The sequence below is a fragment of the Acinetobacter sp. H1(2024) genome, from assembly GCF_046557555.1.
Lineage (GTDB): Bacteria > Pseudomonadota > Gammaproteobacteria > Pseudomonadales > Moraxellaceae > Acinetobacter > Acinetobacter seifertii.
Genome location: NZ_JBKGFO010000002.1, coordinates 670,487 through 694,060, shown reverse-complemented (window position 1 = coordinate 694,060; position 23,574 = coordinate 670,487). Strand labels below are relative to the sequence as shown.

The window sequence follows — 23,574 nt, the reverse complement described above, 5'->3', positions numbered from 1 at the left end:
CAAAATTAAAAGGTATAGGAAGAATTTTAGGGATGTATTTAGTTCATATTTGGAAAGTTAATTCTATGGAAAAAGGCGAGTCTATATCCGCCTATCAAATACAAAAGGAATTTGCAGATATTTTAGTTTCAATTTTTGATAAGGAAATACTTCCACTTATTTCAGATCTTTCATATGTAGATTACGATTTGTATAGTGGGAAACAGCTTCATCAATTAATTAACGAATTTAATAAACTCATCGAAATTTATACAGATTTTAAAGATGAAATTTCTAAAATAATAAGCTTTTTAGAAAAAGCTATTGAGTGTAAAGAAAAAATTCTTTTTGACCCTTTTAGAGAATCCATCTTGGGTTTAAATATTTAAAATTTTCTAAAATACTAAAGCTTATATCAAATTTTTCAGCTCAATAAGTAAAAACCTAAGCTATTCCCAATATGCCCTTAGCTAAGTTTTACAGCCATTCATGTTCACTTAAAGCAATCAAAGCATGCGAAAGGTTTTTTTCCATTAATATTGGCTGAACTTTCAGCATGCTGAATCAGAAAAATACTCATATTATTTTATTGTTCAATTGCATATATAGCACCTAAAGCAGCTACTTTTTTTCCCGCCTTTACTTTTGATATATCGCAATTTTGCCAAAGCTCGGGAAGGCAGTTTTCTTTAGCAGCTTCTAAAGCCGCCTCTAAATAACCGGGTAACTCTATTGTTCCTCCTCCTATTACTAGTTGTGAAGGATTTAAAAGATTAATGACTGTGGCTATTCCAAGACCTAAAGCTTGTCCAGCGTCTTTTATAACAGCTAAAGTAGATTGATCTCCATTGTTAGCCATTAATGCTAAATTAGATGGGCTTAGTGCGCATAGTTTGGTAATTGCAGCGCCACTGGCAAGTTCATCTAGACGTTTTATTCCTTCGTTACTTTTTACTGGTAAGTAACCTAGTTCACCAGCCCAGCCACTAGCTCCCAGTAAGGGTTTTCCATTTGTTATGAATGCAGCCCCAATACCTGTACCAATCATAATAATGCCGCTTGCAGCATGAGATGAAAAATCATTGAGTTCAGCATACATAGCAGCCTTTACATCATTTAAGATCATTGTTTTACTACATAATAATTTTAATGCGTCATTTCCTTGCCAGCCTATGAATGCTGGAAGGACATCACAATTAACAACGTATCCTGATTCGTTAACTAGACCTGGCACTGCTAGGCTTATGCTTTCGGGTTTAATTCCATGTTTTAAAATAAAAGATTGCAGATGTGATATTAATTCTTCTGGAGTGAATGAAATTCCTGTACTAAATATTTCTTCAATTTCATCACATAATATCAATAACTTAGTGCCTCCAAGATCTACACCAATTTTCTGAGTTTTCATCAAAAACCTTATCTCAAAATTATTTTATAAATTTTAACGTGTCTATATGATCAAGATTTTATAATTATCAGTATTTGTGTAATAAATTTTAAAATTGATTCCAAATGGAGATCAATTATTTGCCATATATTTCAATCTTATATATAACGTACAGGCCTAATTTTCTGTTTACTTGCTCCATTCATAACCCACTTTTACCAGTAACTACCTGATTATTTATCCTTACTTTTTCATGATCTAATTTAAAAAAATATCATCGTGTGTTGGACTGAAAAGGGAACCACTCTCAATTTTATTTGTAGAGTTTAATGGGTTTAATAATTATATAATTTTCAATGTTTTAAATTAATATAAAGCCTCTATAAATAGAGGCTTTATATTAGGTGTTATCAGCGAACTTATTTATTTAGTTGCCATAAATGCTTCATGATAAGTAACTTCTCCTGAGGGAATATGATCAGTGAAGCTTATAGCTTGAAAGTATTCATTTGGTACATCAGGTAAATTTAAATCTGGGTATGATTTAAAACCAAATCGACTGTAATAATTTGGATCACCTAATAGAACGCAACCTTTTCCGCCCAATTCTTTTAACTTTTGCAAAGCTGCATTCATTAAAAGAGAACCAATGCCAATTCCTTGTTTATTTGGACATACAGAAATAGGGCCTAGGCCATACCAACCTGTTTCACCTGACGTAATCGTAACTGGTGAAATAGCCACATGACCTACAATTAAGCCATCTTCTATAGCAACCAAAGAGATTGTGAGTTGCTTATGTTTCCGAAGGCTATTCACAATAAATTGTTCGGTATGGCTCGAATGCTCTTCATTTAAGAACGCGGCTTTCGTCAACGCTTCGATATTTGTAATATCTTCGGGTTGTTCATCTCGAATTATAATATTCATATTTTCTTTCTCTTAATAAATAGCAACTTATATCAACGATTGTCTAGTTGAGGGCGGACCGTCTGAAGCCCTAACAATGTAATTTGATAAGGTTGGCTATTTTTAGATTTGATTAAACGTTTTGCTTTTAGCTTTTTAAATACATCTAAGGAACAATCAGATAGCACAAAACCTTCTCGTGTATAGCATTCAACGAAATAAACTGTGCCTGATGCATCACGTTGGTATTTAATATGTCCGCCTTTGGCAAGGACATGGAGAGTTCGTTGTTCGAACTTTGAAAGATTCATGTTGGAGCCTTGATAATAATCAAACGTGCAAATAGAGGTGATCAGAAATATGACCACAGAAAAATTGCGACATTGATAATCAACTCAATAATAAAATTGAGAGTGATTATCAGATGATTACTATCTCCAACATATAAACCTCTTTTAGAAGGGGGATACTTTTATTCAAAGAATATATTAACTGTATATATCACTTAATCACAAATGTTTTTTTATGTGCATAGAATATTCATAATGATGTTAATAAGCTTAATTTAAATATGAAATCTCATATCTATCTCTTCGTTCTATAAAATGAATATATACAAATCCTGATTTTCCGATATGCATACCTACGATTAATTGCTTTTGTTCTGCTACTTATAGTTTGGCTTTGTTTTATTTGTAAGATATGACACTTGAATTAAATCGTAACTATTAATTGACGAACACCTCCAAATATAGTTGTACAATACAACTATATTTGGAGGTGTTCGTATGATCGATAGTAAATTAATTGAGGAAATTCGTAGATCTTCACGAACTATGGTTCGGGAACTTGGATTTATGAAGGCTACTCTTGCTGCTACAGACTATTCACCTTCCGCAGTTCATACATTGTTAGAGATTGAAAATTATGGCGCTATAACTGCTATCCAGTTGGCACAAATCTTAGGTTTAGAAAAATCCAGCGTAAGTCGTATGCTAGGTAAACTAATTGAAGCGGATGAAATTAAAGAAGTACAAGCAATAAATGATGGAAGATCTAAATCTCTTCAACTCACTGACAAAGGACGTAATACGGTTAAAAAAATAAATGAATATGGTGAAATGAGGGTAATTCAGGCTATAGGAAATTTAAAACTAACTCAACAGAAACAAATTGCTCAAGGTCTTACATCTTACGCAGAAGCTTTAGTTGCTTGCAGATCTCATCCAATTGTTGATGTAAATAAAAAAATTGAAATAGTTTCTGGATACCGTGCTGGAATGATTGGTCGTATCACCGAAATGCATGGAACCTATTATGCAAAAAACTATGGATTTGGACATTTTCTTGAAGCTAAAGTTGCATCTGGGCTTGCTGAGTTTTCGGAACGACTACTTGATCAAAATAATAACATTTGGCTTGCTATACATAATGATCAGATTATTGGATCTGTAGCTATAGATGGTCAAGATTTAGGAAATAATGAAGCTCATTTACGTTGGTTTATTCTTGAGAATGGATATCAAGGTAGTGGTATTGGAAAAAGATTATTAGCAGAAGCCATAGCTTTTTGCGATCAGAAAGGATTCTCTGCTGTGCAATTATGGACATTTAGCGGTCTTGATGCAGCTCGTAAACTTTATGAGTCGTTTGGATTTAAACTGACGAAAGAATGGGAAGGAAACCAATGGGGGAAAACCATGCTTGAGCAGCAATTTACCAGATAGATTATTTGTTGATACTTTAGTTATTTTATAGAAAAAGTTTAGCTTCCATATATAAGCGGCATTGTCCTGAAATCTCGATTCTATTATTTTCGAGCATTCTACAGTGCAATATTCCTCCACGATTCGATGCCTGATAAGCAATAATATCGTTCTTATTAATTTCATCTTTCCATAATGGAATAAGTGATGTGTGTAAGGAGCCTGTCACGGGATCTTCATCAATTCCCATTGATGGTGTGAAATAGCGGGAGATAATATCGATGTTTTTATATTCAGGATTTAATAAATCATTCTTTGCGGTAATTGCAACTCGTCTTCCACCAAGCTGTTTGATTTTTTCAAAATCTGGCTGTTCTTGTAAAATTGCCTCCGCTGATTCATAGACAACAATGTAGGCTTGAGGATTGATATAAACCTCTTCAACTTTATGCTGCAATGCTTCCTTCAATTCTTGTGGAATATTATGAATTTTTTCAGGAATCTGGACAGGAAAATTCATTGCAATAAAGCCATTTTCTTGCTTCCGAATATAAAATTCACCCATTTGTTTGACTTGAAATGTAATAGATTTGATTTGAGGGTTTTCTTGAAAAATTATAAAACTAGTTGCCAAAGTTCCATATCCACAAAATTGAACTTCTTTTATTGGTGAAAACCATCTAATTTCGTAGACTTGCTCATCAATTTTACGAGCAAAACTTGTTTCAGATAAATTATTCTCAATGGCAATATTTTGCATTATCTCTACATCTAACCATTGTTTAGTAATTATGACTGCGGCTGGGTTTCCTGCAAATAATTGATCAGTAAAAGCATCTACCTGATACATTTTCATTATAATTTCCTATTTATTGTATTCTGATAAATATCAGTATTATAAATATAATAAAAAAATTATCAGTATTTCTATTTTCTAAATACACGTATATACAATTTTCTTGGCGGCCCACCTTTGAAAAAAATGAAGTTAAAGATTTAATAATTATGATACCTGTACAGACATTCTCGGTTTTTGCAATTTTTCTGTTGTTTATTGCGCCATTGATTGGTGTTGTACTAACACTCGGTTTGTTGGTGAAAGCACTATTCTTTTGGCGAAAGAAGTCTCAAATGTCTGTGAGATTTTTTTCTAAAAAGACATTATTTATTACGCTAGTGGCATTAATATGTGACCTGTGGGCAGGTTATTTATTTTATATGAGTGCATCGGTAGAGTATGAGATTGCACTTAAGCAGCATTATAAGGAACGTCGCAGCCATTTCGTTTTATCTCAAGATGCACAATATGGCGAACTGTTGATTCCCAAAGGGAGCTTAATTAGTCGTTACGATGCTTTTGACAACGGTGAGCCACAAGTACCCTTTAGCTTACGTGGATTACAGGCTGTACGTTTTCCTCATCCTGTACAGGTTGCAGGAATGTGGGTAACTGCGATGGAGCCTCCTCGAATGGAGTTGGCGTGGGATCAGCATGTAGGTCCAGTTATGCGCTTCGATCCCAAGGAAGAAAATAGTTATGGTAAATGGGTTTACGATACGAAACGTCCTACTATCGCTTGTTCTCGTGGAGACATCGTATTACTTGAAATTCCACTCATTGATTATGATATTGCAAAAGAATTTGGTAAGCCTGAGCCTGATGGAGCTAATGCACGTTTTCGCCCGAGTGAGTGGGGTGTTCAAGAATGTGAAAAAGGTCAGGGGCCAATTAAAGTTAGTCCTGCATATACTGGGACTGCGCCAAAGAAACCTTGGTTTCAACTTTGAGATAGTTTTAGTAAATTTTTAGTTCTACATCTATTACTAATATTTTATTAAGGATTCTCAAGAAACTTTTGAAAGATGATAATCTCAAAGAACCAAAATTAGTAAAAATAGAGAATCAAATGAGCCAATTTCCTAATGATGCAACAGGGGATGCTTTAAACGCATTTAAGAAAAATGGGTTTGATTTAACAAAGCCGATGGAAATAGATTTCTTTATTGCAATACCTTCAGAAGAGGTTGGAGAAAAGATTTCTACAGAGGTTAAAAGATTAGGCTGTAAAGCCAGCGTTGAGCAAGATGAAATTACTAAGGAATGGACTTGTTATTGTACGAATACAATGATTCCATTTTATCATGACATTATAAAATTCGAAGAAGATCTAAATAATATCGCTAGTCAATATGGTGGTTATACTGATGGTTTTGGTTCGTATGGTAATGTTTGATTAATTTTTAATAAATCATAGGTTCAAAATTATGAAAATTAGTCAAAAGCAAATAGATGCTGTAATTGCATTAGAAGGTGCTAAAAGATATAAGCATTTCATAAAAGTTATTGCCGATACGCAAGAAGTTTGGGGCTTATACAAGGATGGATGGGCCTTGGCTGGAACAGAGGATAATCAAAAAGTATTTCCTGTATGGCCCGCGAAAGAGTATGCCGAGTTATGTGCTGAGCATGAATGGGGAGGATATGAAGCTGAGCTGATTTCTTTAGATGACTTCATGAATGAATTGTTACCTACATTAAAAGATGATGAGGTATTAATAGGTATTTTTTATACTCCTTTAAATAATGGTGTAACTCCAGAGATAGAACAGGTACTAAATGATTTAGAGCTTGAATTGGAAAATTATTAGAAAAATAAGATCCAGCCTCTTTATCCTTGATACATTCAAATACCTATATTTAAAAGATATTCTAGAATTAAGAAGATGCACCTTATACGGATAAAAAAATGGGAGCAACTAGCTCCCATTTTCTATTTTTGTTCATGTTCTTTGTAGTATTGATGCGCTCTCTTAGAATTATGCTTCCAACTTTTAGCAACTTTTGTGACATATGTTGAAAGATCATCCCATGCATCAGCTAAACCACGGCCACGGGCTACACGAAGCTTAAGAGGATAATCTTTATATTCAATACAATGAATTGAATAAAAGCTTTTCTCTTGCTGCGTACTGAACTTTTTATAATGAACACTTTTCATATTAGGAAAATATTCCCAAAATAAGCCATTTGAGCGTGGTTTTTTTACAGATTGTTGATATTGATATTTCAGTTTTTTCATTGTTCCTCCTAGGTAACATTACCTAGAAGGGATCCTCTGCAAAGTAGTACATTTTCTTGAATCCTACATATTGAATATTTTGTCACATAATTGACTATTTTATTCATTTTCTAAAACTAAATCACGGTTATTAGGCTTGGTTTTTATTAGGAATATTGTATTTTAATTAATTCTTATCTTAAATTATTACTAATTTATTTTAGAAATTTATTATCATTTTTAATTTTATATGAAAGCTCTTATATAAAATAAGTATAGATTTTATAAGTAAATTTAAATAATATTCCGTATAAAATATAATCTTTAGAAAGGGGAGTTGTTGGAGTGTTGAATTTATTTACTAATAATCATTTAAGAAAAGATTTTTTTCTAGATGGATTAATGAAAGAAGTACAGAAAGATATGGATATTTATATTGCATCAGCTTTTTTTACTGAAATAGATGTAGTTGATGAGTTGATTAAAAGTAACTGCCGTATTCGAATTATTGTAAGACTGGGTTTTCCGACCTCTCCTTTGGCATTAAAACATCTTTTAAAACAGAAAAATATTGAAGCAAGATTTTATACGAGTCATGAGTTTCATCCGAAATTATATATTTTGGGTAATAAGAAAATTTTTGTAGGTTCTGCCAACTTAACAAAAGCTGCATTGATTACAAATCAAGAAATTATGTTAGGGGTCTTGCCTGAAGATGCAAGGTTCGAAGAATTGACATACTTATTTTTAGAATATTGGAGTGAAGCAAAAGTATTAACTATTGAAGATGTTATTAAATATGAAAATATTTATAAAAAATATAAGGATCAATTAGATATGGTAAATGACTTTGATGATGATGTTCAAAAAACCTTAGGAAATTGGAATTTTCCTAATATCGATAGGAATGAACCTAAACAGACTAATTCAGATCTGTTTCTTGATAGTTTTTTAAAAACTTATCAAGAATCAGTTCATGCATATAAATTGATTGCGGAAGAGTATAGTAAAAAATCTCGAAAAGTTAATGGTGAACTCATTCCATTACGTTTAGAAATTGATTCATTTTTTAGTTTCGTTCGAGATTGTCATGCTATTCATGAAACATGGAAAGATCAAGAACTAGGTTGGAATGATAATAATAGATTGAAATTAAATACTTTAATTAATGAGTGGATGAGTATCGAATGGTCTCACTTTGAAAAGCGAATAGTTAATGAAAACTATCCTTTTATAAATAAAATTCTTGGAAGTGTAGAATCTATTAATAATTCAACAGCTGATGAAATTGTTGAAGCTCTCTGTGTAGCACATTCTTTTCACGATCGCCTAAGATTTTTCAAAGGTGGTTTAACTACATTAAAAAAGGAATTTCTTGATAGAAATGAATTAAAAAAAATTAAAAATACATTAATTTATTTACTACATAATGATAAAAATTTAATAGAAAAGCGTATAGCAGATTGTATTTATAATCCTAACTATAAATTAAATGAATTTGGTCAATCAAATGTACAAGAATTGATCGGTTGGATAAATAATGAAGAGATGCCTGTTATAAATGGTCGAACTACAAAGGTGCTACGTTATTTCGGCTTTGATGTAAGGCAAGTTAATTAATAATTTTTATATTAAGCATTTACATAGAATTAAATCCAAAACAGCCTTCCACGGCTGTTTTTATTTCCCCTTTATAAACCCCCATTTAACAATAACTCACGCATTATTTATCCTTACTTTTTAATGATCTAAATTAAAACAAATGTCATTTTGTGTGCTTGACTGCAAAAGGGTTGAGCACTATTCTTTGCCTGCTGGCCACATTGCCAGTCGGTCGTCGCAGACCGCATAATAACTCCCGCATCAGAGACATTTCTTCTGAGGAATACTCTTGTGTGGTAGCTACTCGTCCCTTTCCCGTAGCGGTAGGACGGGAGAGGGACACCTACGGGTGTGCTAGTTTGAGTTATTACTAGTCTGCGAACCCTTTCTCGTTCTGCCACCATAATTCTATAAATGTCTGGCAGAACTCCAAATAAAAAGGAGTTGGCTTTGCACATCCATTATTTCTTGGCAACCTTTGCCAAAAGCTATAACAACACAACTTAGTTTTTAACAAGTTTGATCGCCATGCGGCAAATCAGACTTTAAATCGTCACGACTAAAAACTTGCAGCAACAATAAAACTTGAGATGTGCCAAGCACAGTCTTTATGGCTTTGCTATGCCTTTTTTTCAGCTTTAAAAAAATAAAAGGCTTTTATATCTCATTTATATACAACAACAATTTATTTTATAACGGTAAAACTATGCCAAATTTAATTCTCCCAACACGTGCTTTTGAGGTTGTAAAAAAAGGGATCGACTTATTTCACTACGGTGGCTTTCATATGGTCGGCGTCGACAAAATTGTGAAAGAAACCGAAGTGAATAAAATGACGTTTTATAATTATTTTCACTCTAAAGAACGCTTCATTGATATCTGTTTAATTGTGCAAAAAGAACGGCTCCAAGACCAAGTGGTTGCAATAGTGGAGTACGACCATGACACAAGCACAATCGATAAACTCAAAAAACTTTATGTATTACATACCGACTTAGAAGGGCCTTACTACTTATTATTTAAGGCCATTTTTGAAACTAAAAACAGCTATCCAAACGCTTACCAAACTGCGGTCAGATACAGAACATGGCTTAGCAATGAAATATATAGTCAGCTTAGATTACTAAAAAACGATGCAGCCTTTAATGACGCCAAAATATTGCTATATATGATTGAAGGCGCAATTATTCAGCTTTTAAGCTCAGAACAGATCGATCAAAAAGAGAGGTTATTTAATTACTTTCTAAATGCTTTGGCTTAGCTAAAAGTGTGGAAATGAAAAGATAGAAACAATAAAAACCATCAAGGTGAGCGTTTTTTCACTACCCTACAAACCTTATTGGTTGTTTAAAGCAATCTTATCTTAGTGATTTAAGTTGAAATCAAACCAAATGATTTCAACTATAAAATCATTAAAATTAATTGTTTAAAGTTTTTAAAGCCATTTCTACACTGTCGTATAGATTTTCAATAGGCACATTATCTTTTGCTTGAACCGTAATACCAAATAGAATCATGCCAAAATAATCTGCCAAAACATCTAAGTTTAAGCTTTCAGCCACATCACCATCTTTTTGACCTTGTTCAAGTCTCGCTTTGATGAGAGCAACAGTCTTTCTACGCTCATTACTTAAGATCTCTTGCACATTTTTACTTTCAGATGAACCTGATAATGCTGCGGATACGACTAAACAACCGGTTTTATCTGGCTTGCTATAAAATTGGTCAATTGTTCTGATTAACAAATTTTTAATGCCTTCTTGAGCTGTTAAAGACTCTTGAAGTGCCTCAATTCGATAATTACCAAAGCTTTTTACATAATAATCAACAGCTTCAATAAACAACTTTTCTTTATTTCCAAAAGAAGCGTAGAGACTTGGCGGATTGATTTCCATCGCTTTTGTCAGGTCATTAATCGATGTTGCTTCATAACCATTTCGCCAAAATAGATTCATCGCTTTGTCTAATGCAGCATCTCGATCGAAATTACGAGGACGGCCACGACCTGCGGTTTTGTTCATTTTGTTCTCCATTTTGTATCAATCACTACAAAAAATCGTTGACTGTATTTTAGCATGATTATATAGTGATCACTACATAAATAATCTTATGCATATTTTAAGGGCTAAAAAATGAATCACAAATTATTTAATCCAGTGACTGTGGGCGATGTTGAACTCAATAATCGTATTGTTATGGCACCAATGACCAGATCAAGAGCAGCACAGCCTAACGATGTGCCGACCGAACTCAATGCACTTTATTATGGTCAACGTGCAAGTGCAGGTTTAATCATTACTGAAGGCACACAAGTTTCTGACGTAGGTAAAGGCTATTCTTTTACACCTGGTATTTATTCAGAAGAACAAATTCAAGGTTGGGTTTTAGCGACTCAAGCTGTACATGAAAAAGGCGGAAAAATTGCTGCTCAGTTATGGCATGTAGGGCGTATGTCGCACTCTTCATTGCATATTAATCACGAGCAACCGATTGCACCATCTGCTATTCAAGCCAAAGCATCTGTATTTATTGCCAATGAAAAAGGTGAAGGGGCAATGGTACCTGCCGAGATGCCAAGAGCAATGGATTTAGATGATATTCAAAACGTTAAACAGGAATTTATTCAAGCTGCTCAAAATGCTGTGAAAGCTGGCTTTGACCTAGTTGAAGTTCATGCTGCAAATGGTTATTTGTTTGACCAGTTCTTATCTACAGATGCGAACCAGCGTACTGATAACTATGGTGGTTCTGTCGAAAATCGTGCACGTTTCTTATTAGAAACAGTCGATGCATTGATTGATGCAATTGGTGCTGGCCGAGTAGGTGTACGTTTATCACCTTGGGGAACCATTAATGGCATGACAGACCAACAACCCGAAGAAATTACACTTTATTTAGCTGAACAATTACAAAAAAGAAATATCGCTTATATCCATTTGGCTGAGTGGGACATGCTTCCACATGGCGATACTTATCCAGTGGGTTTCAGAGAAAAACTCCGTTCACTGTTCACAAACACATTAATTGTTTGTGGAAATTATTCACTCGAAAGAGCCGAATCTATTCTTGATAAAGGGTTAGTAGATGCAGTGGCATTTGGTCGTCCTTTCATTTCCAACCCAGATTTAGTAGAGCGTTTACAGTCAGGTCATTCTTTAGCACCAGCAAAATCTGAATATTTCTACGGCGGCGATGCAACTGGCTATACCGACTATCCAACTGCTCAATAAGCTCACTCTATAAATCAAGGCTAAGAAAATGAATAAATTTTTTAAAGTAATGACTTTGTCCGCAGCAATTGGTGTATTGGGATTAAGTCAAGCAAATGCAGAATATGACCCAAACTTAAAGTCGATAGATACACCCCCAGCCGTTTCACAGCAAATGTTTAATAAAGTGAAATCTGAGGGGTTAGGCCAGTATGCTTATGCAAAAGGTTTATCTAGTAAGTTTATCGAGTCTGAAGGCGTAAAACTTCATTATGTTGAAGGCGGATCTAAAGGCACACCAATTGTATTTATTCATGGTTTTGGTTCGACATGGAAAATGTGGGAACCAGTCATGCTGTCTTATATGAAAGACCATAAAGTCATTGCAATTGATTTACCGGGTTTGGGTCAATCATCTCCCATACTTAACGATGATTATTCGGCAGAAAATACCTCAAAAATCTTGATTGGCGCAATTAAAAAAATTGCTGGTAAAGGGCCTATCTATTATGTCAGTCACGATTTAGGTAATTCGGCTTCTTATCCACTGGTTGCCAATAATCAGGGCTATATCAAAAAAGCTGTATTTATGGACTCGCCAATTCCTGACCGTGCTATGTTCGAATATCCGGGGTATACCCCAGATGGCCCAGGTTTAGGCTGGCACTTTGGTTATTTCAGCTTTGGTGATATTGCTGAAAAGCAAATTGCAAATGACCCAAATTTATTTTTCTCATACTTTATTAAAACCTATGCAGGGAAAAAAGAAATTTTTACACCTGAGCTACTTGCTGAGTTGATTGAGCCGTATTCGACTCGAGATAAATTAAAAGCAGCTTTTGGTTATTACCGTTCGCATGCAGACTCAGTTCGTCAAAATGAAGCATTACTTGCTGGTGGCAAAAAGTTAACCATCCCTTCTATGGCGCTTACCGGCCAGAAAGGGGTAAATGATGTTTTGGTTAAAGAGATGCGAGCAAGATTTGTAGCTGATCCAGCCCAATACTCAGCCATTATTTTGCCAGATACAGGACACTGGATGGTGGAAGAAAACGCTGAAGGTGTCGAGAAAAGTTTATCGAACTTTTTATTTAAATAAATATGAAATTCATCGCACTCAGGCTTAAGGCTTGGGTGCAATGAATTATTTATTTTAAATGAGTTATTAATATGAATAGATATTTTAAAAATATATCCATTTCTACAGCTTTTATTTTGGTTAGTTCTTCATATGCGAATGCAGAATATGACCCAAACTTAAAGTCGATAGATACACCCCCAGCCGTTTCACAGCAAATGTTTAATAAAGTGAAATCTGAAGGGTTAGGCCAATATGCTTATGCAAAAGGTTTATCTAGTAAGTTTATCGAGTCTGAAGGTGTAAAACTTCATTACGTTGAAGGCGGATCTAAAGGCACACCAATTATATTTATTCATGGTTTTGGTTCGACATGGAAAATGTGGGAACCAGTCATGCTGTCTTATATGAAAGACCATAAAGTGATTGCAATAGATTTACCGGGTTTAGGTCAATCATCTCCCATACTTAACGATGATTACTCTGCAGAGAATGCATCGAAAATTCTATTAAGTGCCATAAAACAAATTACCAAGAATAAGCCTATTTATTATGTGAGTCATGACATTGGAAATACGGCCTCTTACCCTCTAGTTGCAAATAATCAAGATTACGTTAAAAAAGTTGTCTTTATGGATTCTCCAATTCCAGATATGGAGACATTCAATCACCCAGGTTATTCACCAAAAGGGCCGGGTTTAGGCTGGCATTTTGGTTATTTTAGTTTTGGTGATATTGCCGAAAAGCAAATTGCGAATGACCCAAATTTATTTCTCTCGTACTTTATTAAAACTTATGCAGGTAAAAAAGACATTTTTACGCCTGAACTCCTTACTGAGTTGATTGAGCCATATTCGACTCGAGATAAATTAAAAGCAGCCTTTGGCTATTACCGTTCAAAGAAAGACTCAGCCCTACAAAATGAAGCACTTTTAGCAAATAACAAAAAGTTATTTATTCCTGCAATGGCGCTTAGTGGTGAAAAGGGAGTGAATGATGTTTTGGTTAAAGAAATGAGAGCGAAGTTTGTGGAAGATCCAGCTAAGTTAGAAGCGGTAATTTTACCTAACACAGGTCATTGGCTAATTGAAGAAAACCCAGAAGGCGTCGAGAAAAGTTTATCCAAATTTCTATTTAAATAATCCGTAAAACTTTTACATTCGAATCGATCTTGAACTCGGATGTAACTCAGCTAAAACATCCTTATTCCTATTTGTTCGAGAGAAATGAAAGATGAAAAATAAACTGCCATTCTTGTCTTTATTTTTTGCTTGTCTTACTGCATCAACAGTCAGTTATGCAAATAATGTGTATGGAGAGCATTTAGAAGGATTTAAATATCCTTATCCGCTCCAATATTTTAACTTCTCATCCCAACAGCAAAATTTAAAAATGGGATATATGGATGTTCAACCCAAAAAACCTAATGGACAAACAGTGGTGGTTTTGCATGGCAAAAACTTTTGTGGTGCAACTTGGGAAGAAACCATTAGTTTTTTAACACAAAATGGCTATCGGGTGATTGCTCCCGATCAAATCGGTTTCTGTACTTCTAGCAAACCAGATCATTATCAATATAGTTTCCAACAGCTTGCAGAGAACACACATGCTTTACTCGATAAATTAGGTGTTAAACAACCTATTTTATTGGCGCATTCAACAGGTGGTATGTTGGCAACCCGCTATGCTTTGATGTATCCGAAAGAAACAAAATTATTAGGAATGGTCAATCCGATTGGTTTAGAGGACTGGAAAGCAAAAGGGGTTCCATATCGTACTATTGATCAATGGTATCAGCGTGAACTGAAAGTGAGTGCTGAGTCTATTAAAGCTTATGAATTAAAAACTTATTATCAGGGCCAATGGAAGCCTGAATATGATAAATGGGTAGATATGTTAGCTGGATTAAATGCAGGGAATGGACATGAAAAAGTCGCTTGGAACTCAGCACTTATTTACGACATGATTTTTACTCAACCTGTCTATTATGAATTTTCTCATCTTAAAGTGCCTACCGTGCTGTATATCGGTACAGGTGACACAACTGCAATTGGTAGTGATATAGCTCCACCTGAAGTTAAGCAAAAAATTGGTCAATACAGCGTGCTGGGTAAAGAGGCTGCAAAATTAATTCCAAACGCTGAATTAATTGAATTTGCAGGTATGGGACATTCACCACAAATGCAAAACCCGAAACTATTTCATGAGGCTTTGATCAAAACTTTAAAGAAATATGATTAATGATTTGAGGCAATAAAAGACCCTCTAAATACGGAGCTTTTATTGCTTATACAATTATTCTTTATATTGCCATGCCTTTAAAAACATTGAACAAACTTCTTGATTGAGTTTTTTCAATTCTTTAGGAGTGGGTGGTGCACCCCCTAGCATTGTTGCAGGATAAGAATATCCCATTACAGCACCCAAAAAGGCTTTAGCAGCTTCATCAGGATGTTCAACTTGAATTAAGCCAGCATTGTGTGCAGTTTCAAGAATATGACTTAAAGACCTCTTAATATTGCCTTGAGTACGATTCTGAATTTTAGGAAGAATCTCTTTCATTTCAACTAAAGCAATAATCAGTAATCGTTGCAGACGAATTGCATCAACATTATAAAAATGAGTTTGCACAGCGTACCCAATATCAAATAAACGTTGATCTAATCGTTTGTTGCTAGCATCGTGCTGCTCAATAAAAGGAGCTTCCATTTCTGCTTTTAAATGGTCGAAGACTTCAATCAGCAGCGCTGTTTTGGTTGGAAAATGGTTATATAAAGTTTGTCGATTTGTACCAGCTTTAGTGGCAATAGCCTCTAAACGGACTTCTAAACCTTGTTCAAGAAAGAGTTCACGTGCTGCTGCTATAAGAGTTGGGCGGATTCGAGAGGGACGTCCTGGAGATTTTTTTAACATATTGAGGTTTTCTTGCACATCTTATTTATTTACTTTACAGTAAAGTAAATAAATTGTCCATAAGTCTGGGGTCCCAGATATGCCAAAAGTTCGTTTTCTTTGTCGTAATACTTTGTATTTATTGCCTTTGTTTGTTTTTCTAAATGGATGTGATTCTGATAAGCCTATTGTTAAAAATAATCAAAAGGTCGGCATTATCACTATAAAAAAAGAGACTATTGAATCTTCTTACCAGTTAGCTGGGAGAACAGTGGCCTCTGAAATTTCTCAGGTGCGACCACAAGTAAATGGAGTAGTTGTCGAGCAATTATTTAAAGAAGGCTCTCAGGTAAGTAAGGGACAGCCTCTTTATAAAATTGATTCATCACTCTACCGCGATAGCGTTGATGAGGCTGCTGGTAACCTTGCACTTGCTAAAGCGACAGTGAATTCAACTCGTCTTCAAGCTGAGCGTTATAAGGAATTAATTAAGGTAAATGGCATTAGTCAGCAAGAACTTGATAATGCGTTAAGTGCCTATGAACAGGCAAAAGCCACCGTTGCTGTAAATGAAGCAGTATTAAAAACAGCGCGAACTAATTTGCGTTATACACAAGTTACTGCGCCTATTTCAGGGCGGATAGGGCGCTCTTCGATTACACGCGGAGCTTTAGTCACGTCGGCTCAAACAGACCCTTTAGCAACCATTCAAAAACTTGACCCGATGTATGTCGATTTAACCCAGTCGAGTGATGAATATATGGCGCTGCGTAAACAGCTTACTGAAAATGGAATAAAACCAACTCAACTTTCAGTCCGTTTACAGCTTGAAAATGGTACTACTTATTCGCAGCAAGGTACCTTTAAGTTTAGTGATATTGCAGTGGATGAAGCGACAGGAAGTATCACGTTGCGTGCAGCATTTTCAAATCCAAATCATGGTTTATTGCCGGGAATGTATGTGCGCGCAGAACTTGGAACGGGTACGCGGCCTAACAGCATTTTGATTCCCCAAGGCGCTCTTTTCAGAGATGCTGATGGAAACGCGCTTGTATGGGTGGTCGGAAAAGATAATAAAGCTGAACAACGAAAAATTAAGCTAGGAAATGCAATGGATAACCGTTGGTTAGTGATATCTGGCTTGAACGAAGGAGATCAAGTCATTGTTGATGGCCTGCAAGGTTTAAGTGCCGGTATGGCGATTGAACCCACACCATTGAGCTGAGGATACGCTATGTTGTCGAGTTTTTTTATTGCACGGCCTATTTTTGCTTGGGTTCTTTCTATTTGTATTATGGCCTTGGGTACAATTTCTATTTTGACCTTGCCCATTGAACAATATCCAGATATTGCACCACCCGGTGTAAACGTCACTGCAAATTATCCCGGAGCATCTGCCAAAACTGTTGAAGACAGTGTGACCCAGATTTTGGAACAGCAAATTAAGGGTATTGATGGTTTACTTTATTTTTCATCGAGTAGCAGTTCGGCTGGTCAGGCACGTATAAGCTTAAGTTTTAATCAAAAAACAAACCCTGACACAGCGCAGGTTCAGGTACAAAACGCCGTCAATCAGGCGCTTAGCCGACTTCCTCAAGAGGTTCAGCAACAAGGCATTACCGTAACAAAGTCACAGGGTGACAGTTTATTGGTCTTTGCACTTTACGATGAAAGTAACACAAGAACGTCTGTCGATATATCCGACTACATGGTGAGCACACTTCAAGACCCATTAAGTCGCGTTGATGGTGTAGGTGAAATCACAGTATTTGGTGCTCAATATGCAATGCGCATATGGCTCGATCCGCATAAACTAAATAGCTATGGCCTTATGCCTTCCGATGTCAGAACTGCGATTGAAGCTCAAAATGCACAAATTACAGCAGGTGAGTTGGGCGCATTACCAACTCGTGAGGGACAGGCTTTAAATGCAACAGTAACCGCATTATCCCGTCTACAGACTGTCAACCAATTTGAAAATATTATTTTACGGACTCAAACAAACGGTGCTGTTGTTTTACTTAAAGATGTGGCTCGTGTAGAGCGCGGTGCAGAAAGCTATCAAACCTCTACACGTTTGAATGGAAAGCCAGCTTCAGGTATGTCTATTCAACTTGCTTCGGGTGCTAATGCTTTAGAAACCGCTGAAAGGGTGAAAGCTGAGGTCACGCGTTTAACCGGCTCTATGCCATCGGGGTTAAAAGTTGCATATCCACGTGACAGTACGCCATTTGTCGAAGCATCTGTAAAAGGGGTGATTAAAACTTTAGCTGAGGCAATTGTTCTCGTCATTATTGTTATGTTCTTATTTTTGCAGAGCTGGCGTGCGACTTTAATTCCAGCTATTGCGGTTCCTGTCGTATTGTTAGGAACATTTGGCGTACTCAGTATATTGGGCTATAGCATTAATACGCTGACTTTATTTGCGATGGTTTTGGCAATTGGTTTGCTGGTAGATGATGCAATTGTCGTTGTAGAAAATGTTGAGCGGGTTATGCATGAGCAAAATCTTGATGCTCGGCAAGCCACCCTAATTTCGATGAAAGAAATATCGGGTGCACTGGTCGGTATTGCGATGGTCCTTGCTGCGGTATTTTTACCTATGGCTTTTTTTGGTGGTTCTGTCGGCATTATTTATCGCCAATTTTCGGTAACACTCGTATCGGCTATGGTGCTTTCAGCCATTGTTGCTTTAACCCTTTCACCTGCGTTATGTGCAACCTTACTCAAACCTGCAAATGAAAAACATAAGCAGAGAAAATTCTTTACTTGGTTCAATCGTAAAGTCGAACAAGGGCAATCGGGCTACCGTACCAAGTTGCTTGCGGTTTTAGGTAAACCCAAAATATTTATGATCATATTCTTAGGCATTACAGCTTTGTTAGGCTGGCAATATACGCGTATGAATACTGGGTTTTTACCACAAGAAGACCAAGGCTCGGTTATGGTCCAGTTTAGTACACCTGTAGGCACGACACTCGCTGAAACAGAACGGGTAGGTAATCAGATAGCAGATTATTTCCTGACGAAAGAAAAGGATAATCTCAATGTGATTTTCATGGTGATGGGTAGAAATAACGCAGGCAGTGGGCAAAATGTGGGAATGGCATTTGCTGGACTCAAACATTGGGATGACCGAGAAGGGAGTGAAAACACAGCAGAAGCAGTGATTGCTCGGGCAAACTCATATTTCAAGTCACTGCGTAACGCACGTGTTCAGGTACTTTCACCAGCCGCAGTGAGGGGGCTTGGGCAATCAAGTGGTTTTGAACTTTGGTTACAAGATGCTGAAAATAAAGGACGTGATGCTTTACTGGCTGCACAAAACACTGTGTTAAAAGCAGCAAGTGCTGATTCTAGCTTAGCAGCAGTCCGTCTAAATAGTTTAGAAGATAAAGCTCAGTTACAAGTCGACATCGATCAAAGAAAAGCAAGTGCACTTGGTTTGGCTCAAGCCGATATCAGTAATACGCTGTCGTCGGCATGGGGTGGATCTTATATTAATGATTTCATCGATCAGGGACGTGTTAAGCGAGTTTATATGCAAGGAGACGCGATTTATCGTTCATTACCTCAAGATATTGGGCAATGGTATGTTCGCGGTGCGACAGGTCAGATGACGCCATTTTCTAGTTTCTCTTCTGCAAAATGGCAAATGGGACCCCAAATGCTGCAACGCTTTAATGGTCTTTCAGCTGTACAAATACAAGGTTCTGCGGCAACTGGTGAAAGTTCTGGTGGAGCTATGGATAAGATGCAGCAGTTAGTCGATCAGCAACAAGGCTTTAACCTTCAGTGGAGCGGGTTGTCTTATCAAGAGAAGTTAGCTGGTGGTCAAACCATTTGGTTATATTTAGCCTCAATTATCTTTATCTTTTTATGTTTGGCAGCACTTTATGAAAGTTGGTCTATTCCTGTTTCTGTCATGCTAGTGATTCCTTTAGGCCTGATTGGAGCTGTAGTGGCTGCAAGTCTAGCTGGTTTTGTGAATGATATTTACTTTCAGGTGGCTATGCTTACTACCATTGGACTTTCTGCCAAAAATGCTATTTTGATTGTTGAGTTTGCGGCAGCTAAGTTAGAAGCAGGTCAAGCATTGATGGAAGCGATTATTGAAGGTGCAGGTCAGCGATTACGCCCCATTATTATGACATCTCTGGCATTTGTCGCAGGTGTTCTTCCATTGGCTGTATCTACAGGAGCAGGGGCTGTAAGCCGAAAAGAAATTGGTATAGCCGTAACGGGCGGTATGATTTCTGGTACCTTACTTTCTATTTTCTTTGTGCCTTTATTTTTTCTTTTAGTTCGTCGTTTAACCAATAAATTAAACGCTAAAAAGGCAAAATAATGTCGAAAAAATAACATTCCAGTTAAAAGTTAGCCCCTCATACTATAAATAGCATGAGGGGCTAAAATTTTAGTGCTTAGAATGTATTTTGAATAATCACATCGTCGTAAGGAAGTTTACCCACACGTGGGTAAGGTTCAGAAGCCGACTTTCCAACGGCAATCATTAAACATACTACGTGGTCTTCAGGCAAGTTAACAAGCTTCGCCATTGCATCAAAGTCAAAACCATCCATAGGGCAGCTATCTAAACCATGTTCTTGAGCAAGTAACATGAGGGTTTGAGCAAAAATACCCGCACTACGCATCACTTCGTCACGTTGAGTTTGTGGACGATCACGGTAATACTGGTCAATCGCGCCAGCCATAATATTTTGAACTTCTGGAGTCGCGCCATCCCATACACGTTTAGCATCAACTTCCCATGTATTTACTTTTGCACATAACACAATCAGTAAAGATGCTTCTGTAACTTGTGGTTGGTCCCAAGCAATGGCACGAATTTTTTGTCTTAACTCAGTGTCTTCAATAATCACTGGACGCCAATGTTGCAAGTTAAAAGCACTTGGTGCATTTGCTAAAACTTCTTGTAATAACTCTTTCTTGTTATCTTCAGATAACTGAAAAGAAGGGTCGAAGCGTTTAATTGCACGGCGCTTACGGAGAGCATCAATAACATTCATAAGATTTTCCTACTTAAGAGTTGGGTAGCGGTACTTGTTAGTTTTTATAACGTTGAGCTACTTCAGCCGAAGAAAAGTTTGGTAGTAAAGTGATACGTGATTTTTCAAAATTATTCCATTGATTTTCATCTTTCAGCACAGGAATTGTAATTATTTCTTTGCGATCAAAACCAATAAGAGCAGCATCTACCAAATCATTCACATCCATTAATGGTGGTACTTGGTTTAAATCCATACCTGAACGTTCCCAAATTTCAGTTTTAGTTGCCGAAGGCAATACTGCTTGTACATACACGCCATGATCTTTTAACTCTAAATGTAAACCTTGGCTAAAAAATTGGATGAAGGATTTACTTGCGCCATAAATGGTCGAACCGAATTCAGGTGCTAAGCCAAGCACAGAGCCTAAATTAATAATGGCACCTTTACCTTTACGCACAAGTTGCTCGGAAACTGCATGAGATAATCGAACCACCGCAGTCATATTTAAAGTCAGAAGTTTTTCAATCTCATTACGATCTTGAGTTAAGAAGTTTCCGTTTAGTGCAATGCCAGCGTTATTTACCAAAATTTCAATATCAGCATCGTTTTTGAGTACATCTTCAATTTTAGTAATGTCTTGATCTTTTGATAAATCGGCTTGAATGAACTCGACCTGTACACCGTATTTTTCTTGGAGGCCCTTCGAGATTTTATCTAAGCGGTTGATGTCTCGTGCCACCAGAATTAAGTTATGGCCACGTTGAGCAAATCGGTCTGCATAGACAGAACCAATCCCTGATGAAGCTCCTGTAATAAGTACTTTTGATTGAGCTGACATGTGATGTCTCCACGCTTTAATTTTTAGATGATGATCATAATCTAAAATAACTAATTTTTGATGTCAATCATAATCAATGTATAATTATGATCAGTAGGGTGAATAAAAGTGGGTGCGTCAACATGAAAGTCAGTAAAACTCAGGTAAAGGAAAACCGAGAAAAAATTGTTGAAAAGGCGACTCAACTATTTCGTAGCAAAGGCTACGATGGGGTCGGCATTGCCGAGTTAATGTCTAGTGCAGGTTTTACCCACGGCGGCTTTTATAAACATTTCAGTTCGAAAACAGACCTTGTCTCAATTACTGTTAAAAATGGACTTGAGCAGGTTTTAAAAAGAATAGAAGGTTTAAACTTAACTCAATTTATTCAGCTTTATGTGTCTCGTACTCATCGAGATAATCGAGATTTGGGCTGCACACTAACGGCGCTATCTTGTGATGCTGCACGACAGCCAGACGAAGTAAAAGTAGAATTTGAAGAGGGCATTGAGCAACTTATTCGGTTCATTATGAACGAACGAGCCAAACAAGTTTCTTTGGAAACGCCAGAGTTGAGAAAGCAAGCCATTAATATTCTTGCTCAGTCTGTAGGGGCAATTGCGTTGTCTCGCGCATGCCCAGACCAATCAAACCTTAGCGATGAAATATTGGAAAGCTGTAAAGAGAGCCTTTTAAAGTTAGCCGATTAAACTTTTTTATCTTTCAAGCTGGTTTGGCTAAACTGAATTAATTTTGCAATATCGACTGTTCTTTCATAAATGAGTTCTGCTGCATGTTCACAGGCTTGTTCTAATGTAATGGGACCATTGGCGAGTGAAAAAGCAGCCGTAACCCCATGTTCATAAAGTGCTTGGTAGCCTTCGCCTAATGTCCCAGCAATCACAATCACAGGTACATTGTGCGCCTTTGCTATTTGGCTCACCCCAAAAACTGTTTTACCACTTAAAGTTTGCTGGTCAAATTTACCTTCACCCGTAATCACCCAATCTGCATCAGCAATTTTATGCTCAAGCTGATTCAGTTCAGCCACCACTTTAACACCAGCTTTAAAGTGTGCATTTAAATAACTTTTGGCAGCAAAGCCCAAACCACCCGCAGCACCTGAGCCTGCTTCATCTCGTTTGTCAAAACCTAAAAGCTCCGCTGACACATCGGCAAAATGTGCAAGCGCTGCATCGAGTAACTTTACTTGAGTCGGAGAAGCACCTTTTTGTGAACCAAAAATATGAGATGCGCCATTTGGACCGCAAAGCGGATTGGTTACATCCGCAGCCAGTAAAAACCGTGTGTGCTGAATGCGAGAGTCGAAATGTGTTAAATCAATGTGTGATAGGTTGCTTAGAGCGAGGCCACCTGCGGGTAAAACCTTTTGATTGCTATCGAGCAAAACAGTACCTAAAGCACTAAGTAACCCTGTGCCACAATCATTAGTGGCACTACCGCCCACAGTTAAAATTATGTCTTTTGCACCTGCGTCTAAAGCATCCAAAATGAGTTGGCCTGTTCCAAACGTTGTGCTGTGGCAAGCATTACGCTCTGACGGTGGGACTAACTGTATGCCGCTCGCTTGAGCCATTTCAATGATGGCGATTTTTTGATGCTCTAACCATCCCCATTTGGCCTGAACAGGCTGACCTAAGGGGCCAACCACAGTTTTTTCACGCCATTGACCATTGCAGACTTCTAAAACAGCTTCAATGGTTCCTTCACCGCCATCTGCCATTGGGCAAATCAAAGTCTCTGCATGAGGAAAAACTGCTTGCCATCCTTTGGCAATGGCCTGAGCTACCTTTAAAGCAGATAAGCTGTCTTTAAATGAGTCAGGGGCGATCACAACCTTCATAAATGCTCTAATAAGAATAAGTTTCTCATTGTTTTATACTGCTTAATACCAAAAAACCAT

General features: G+C 36.8%; 24 protein-coding genes and 1 pseudogene. 14 read left to right on the top strand and 11 right to left on the bottom strand.

The window, feature by feature from the left end:
• Positions 1-32: 32 nt before the first annotated feature.
• Positions 33-368, top strand: coding sequence for a hypothetical protein (locus tag ACLCEG_RS09045; RefSeq protein ID WP_410567206.1), 336 nt, complete (start codon positions 33-35; stop codon positions 366-368).
• A 103-nt stretch (positions 369-471) separates the two neighbouring features.
• Here ACLCEG_RS09045 and ACLCEG_RS09040 read toward each other — a convergent pair.
• The 4 genes and pseudogenes from ACLCEG_RS09040 to ACLCEG_RS09025 all read right to left on the bottom strand — a co-directional run.
• Positions 472-559 (bottom strand): annotated as a pseudogene (locus ACLCEG_RS09040) (hypothetical protein); the annotation flags it as partial.
• A 6-nt stretch (positions 560-565) separates the two neighbouring features.
• Positions 566-1,387 (bottom strand): ROK family protein, encoded by an 822-nt coding sequence (locus tag ACLCEG_RS09035; RefSeq protein ID WP_410567204.1) that lies wholly within the window; start codon positions 1,385-1,387, stop codon positions 566-568.
• A 402-nt stretch (positions 1,388-1,789) separates the two neighbouring features.
• Entirely contained in the window at positions 1,790-2,296 is a 507-nt protein-coding gene (locus tag ACLCEG_RS09030) for a GNAT family N-acetyltransferase (RefSeq protein ID WP_410567202.1), read from the bottom strand.
• A gap of 32 nt (positions 2,297-2,328) precedes the next feature.
• On the bottom strand, positions 2,329-2,586 hold the full coding sequence (locus ACLCEG_RS09025; protein ID WP_001054060.1) for a YjhX family toxin: 258 nt from the start codon (positions 2,584-2,586) through the stop codon (positions 2,329-2,331).
• A 477-nt stretch (positions 2,587-3,063) separates the two neighbouring features.
• Here ACLCEG_RS09025 and ACLCEG_RS09020 point away from each other — a divergent pair, with 477 nt between their 5' ends.
• Positions 3,064-4,002: a GNAT family N-acetyltransferase gene (locus tag ACLCEG_RS09020; protein ID WP_410567200.1), complete on the top strand. Its 939-nt coding sequence runs from the start codon at positions 3,064-3,066 to the stop codon at positions 4,000-4,002.
• A gap of 25 nt (positions 4,003-4,027) precedes the next feature.
• On the opposite strand, the gene ACLCEG_RS09015 is transcribed toward ACLCEG_RS09020, so the two are convergent.
• On the bottom strand, positions 4,028-4,837 hold the full coding sequence (locus ACLCEG_RS09015) for a PhzF family phenazine biosynthesis protein (protein ID WP_288102063.1): 810 nt from the start codon (positions 4,835-4,837) through the stop codon (positions 4,028-4,030).
• A 191-nt stretch (positions 4,838-5,028) separates the two neighbouring features.
• Here ACLCEG_RS09015 and ACLCEG_RS09010 point away from each other — a divergent pair, with 191 nt between their 5' ends.
• From ACLCEG_RS09010 to ACLCEG_RS09000, 3 genes are all read left to right on the top strand, one after another.
• Positions 5,029-5,769, top strand: a complete 741-nt coding sequence (locus ACLCEG_RS09010) for a hypothetical protein (RefSeq protein ID WP_410567295.1) — start codon at positions 5,029-5,031, stop codon at positions 5,767-5,769.
• 68 nt (positions 5,770-5,837) lie between these two features.
• Positions 5,838-6,215: a ribonuclease E inhibitor RraB gene (locus tag ACLCEG_RS09005; RefSeq protein WP_410567198.1), complete on the top strand. Its 378-nt coding sequence runs from the start codon at positions 5,838-5,840 to the stop codon at positions 6,213-6,215.
• A 31-nt stretch (positions 6,216-6,246) separates the two neighbouring features.
• Positions 6,247-6,630: a DUF2750 domain-containing protein gene (locus ACLCEG_RS09000; protein ID WP_016804761.1), complete on the top strand. Its 384-nt coding sequence runs from the start codon at positions 6,247-6,249 to the stop codon at positions 6,628-6,630.
• Between the two features lie 122 nt (positions 6,631-6,752).
• Here ACLCEG_RS09000 and ACLCEG_RS08995 read toward each other — a convergent pair whose 3' ends face one another.
• Positions 6,753-7,061: a hypothetical protein gene (locus ACLCEG_RS08995; RefSeq protein ID WP_410567196.1), complete on the bottom strand. Its 309-nt coding sequence runs from the start codon at positions 7,059-7,061 to the stop codon at positions 6,753-6,755.
• A gap of 324 nt (positions 7,062-7,385) precedes the next feature.
• Here ACLCEG_RS08995 and ACLCEG_RS08990 point away from each other — a divergent pair, with 324 nt between their 5' ends.
• Together ACLCEG_RS08990 and ACLCEG_RS08985 are read left to right on the top strand one after the other, a co-directional pair.
• Positions 7,386-8,660 carry a phospholipase D-like domain-containing protein gene (locus ACLCEG_RS08990; protein ID WP_410567194.1) on the top strand — a complete coding sequence of 425 codons (1,275 nt, stop codon included), beginning with the start codon at positions 7,386-7,388 and terminating at the stop codon, positions 8,658-8,660.
• A 688-nt stretch (positions 8,661-9,348) separates the two neighbouring features.
• Entirely contained in the window at positions 9,349-9,903 is a 555-nt protein-coding gene (locus ACLCEG_RS08985) for a TetR/AcrR family transcriptional regulator (protein WP_410567192.1), read from the top strand.
• A 157-nt stretch (positions 9,904-10,060) separates the two neighbouring features.
• On the opposite strand, the gene ACLCEG_RS08980 is transcribed toward ACLCEG_RS08985, so the two are convergent.
• Entirely contained in the window at positions 10,061-10,663 is a 603-nt protein-coding gene (locus ACLCEG_RS08980; RefSeq protein WP_410567190.1) for a TetR/AcrR family transcriptional regulator, read from the bottom strand.
• A 111-nt stretch (positions 10,664-10,774) separates the two neighbouring features.
• Between ACLCEG_RS08980 and ACLCEG_RS08975 the strand changes: the two genes are divergently transcribed.
• From ACLCEG_RS08975 to ACLCEG_RS08960, 4 genes are all read left to right on the top strand, one after another.
• On the top strand, positions 10,775-11,872 hold the full coding sequence (locus tag ACLCEG_RS08975; RefSeq protein WP_410567188.1) for an alkene reductase: 1,098 nt from the start codon (positions 10,775-10,777) through the stop codon (positions 11,870-11,872).
• A gap of 28 nt (positions 11,873-11,900) precedes the next feature.
• A complete protein-coding gene (locus ACLCEG_RS08970) occupies positions 11,901-12,950 on the top strand; it encodes an alpha/beta fold hydrolase (RefSeq protein ID WP_191010340.1) in 1,050 nt (349 codons plus the stop codon).
• A 71-nt stretch (positions 12,951-13,021) separates the two neighbouring features.
• A complete protein-coding gene (locus tag ACLCEG_RS08965; protein WP_410567186.1) occupies positions 13,022-14,071 on the top strand; it encodes an alpha/beta fold hydrolase in 1,050 nt (349 codons plus the stop codon).
• Positions 14,072-14,162: 91 nt separating this feature from the next.
• The gene (locus tag ACLCEG_RS08960) at positions 14,163-15,170 is read left to right on the top strand and encodes an alpha/beta fold hydrolase (RefSeq protein ID WP_022575231.1); all 1,008 of its coding nucleotides are present in this window, start codon (positions 14,163-14,165) and stop codon (positions 15,168-15,170) included.
• 54 nt (positions 15,171-15,224) lie between these two features.
• Here ACLCEG_RS08960 and ACLCEG_RS08955 read toward each other — a convergent pair whose 3' ends face one another.
• Positions 15,225-15,842 (bottom strand): TetR/AcrR family transcriptional regulator, encoded by a 618-nt coding sequence (locus ACLCEG_RS08955; RefSeq protein WP_191010337.1) that lies wholly within the window; start codon positions 15,840-15,842, stop codon positions 15,225-15,227.
• A 79-nt stretch (positions 15,843-15,921) separates the two neighbouring features.
• Here ACLCEG_RS08955 and adeD point away from each other — a divergent pair, with 79 nt between their 5' ends.
• Positions 15,922-17,046, top strand: coding sequence for a multidrug efflux RND transporter periplasmic adaptor subunit AdeD (adeD, locus tag ACLCEG_RS08950; protein ID WP_410567183.1), 1,125 nt, complete (start codon positions 15,922-15,924; stop codon positions 17,044-17,046).
• Between the two features lie 9 nt (positions 17,047-17,055).
• On the top strand, positions 17,056-20,169 hold the full coding sequence (gene adeE, locus ACLCEG_RS08945; protein WP_410567181.1) for a multidrug efflux RND transporter permease subunit AdeE: 3,114 nt from the start codon (positions 17,056-17,058) through the stop codon (positions 20,167-20,169).
• A gap of 76 nt (positions 20,170-20,245) precedes the next feature.
• On the opposite strand, the gene ACLCEG_RS08940 is transcribed toward adeE, so the two are convergent.
• Both ACLCEG_RS08940 and ACLCEG_RS08935 read right to left on the bottom strand, forming a co-directional pair.
• Positions 20,246-20,851, bottom strand: a complete 606-nt coding sequence (locus tag ACLCEG_RS08940) for a nitroreductase family protein (RefSeq protein WP_100290253.1) — start codon at positions 20,849-20,851, stop codon at positions 20,246-20,248.
• A 37-nt stretch (positions 20,852-20,888) separates the two neighbouring features.
• Complete coding sequence (locus ACLCEG_RS08935; protein WP_410567179.1) at positions 20,889-21,671, bottom strand: SDR family NAD(P)-dependent oxidoreductase; 783 nt, start codon at positions 21,669-21,671, stop codon at positions 20,889-20,891.
• A 122-nt stretch (positions 21,672-21,793) separates the two neighbouring features.
• Between ACLCEG_RS08935 and ACLCEG_RS08930 the strand changes: the two genes are divergently transcribed.
• Positions 21,794-22,360 (top strand): TetR/AcrR family transcriptional regulator, encoded by a 567-nt coding sequence (locus ACLCEG_RS08930; protein WP_410567177.1) that lies wholly within the window; start codon positions 21,794-21,796, stop codon positions 22,358-22,360.
• Here the strand turns inward: ACLCEG_RS08930 and ACLCEG_RS08925 are convergent.
• Positions 22,357-23,514, bottom strand: coding sequence for a glycerate kinase (locus ACLCEG_RS08925; RefSeq protein WP_410567175.1), 1,158 nt, complete (start codon positions 23,512-23,514; stop codon positions 22,357-22,359). The genes ACLCEG_RS08930 and ACLCEG_RS08925 overlap by 4 nt on opposite strands.
• Between the last annotated feature and the right edge of the window lie 60 nt (positions 23,515-23,574).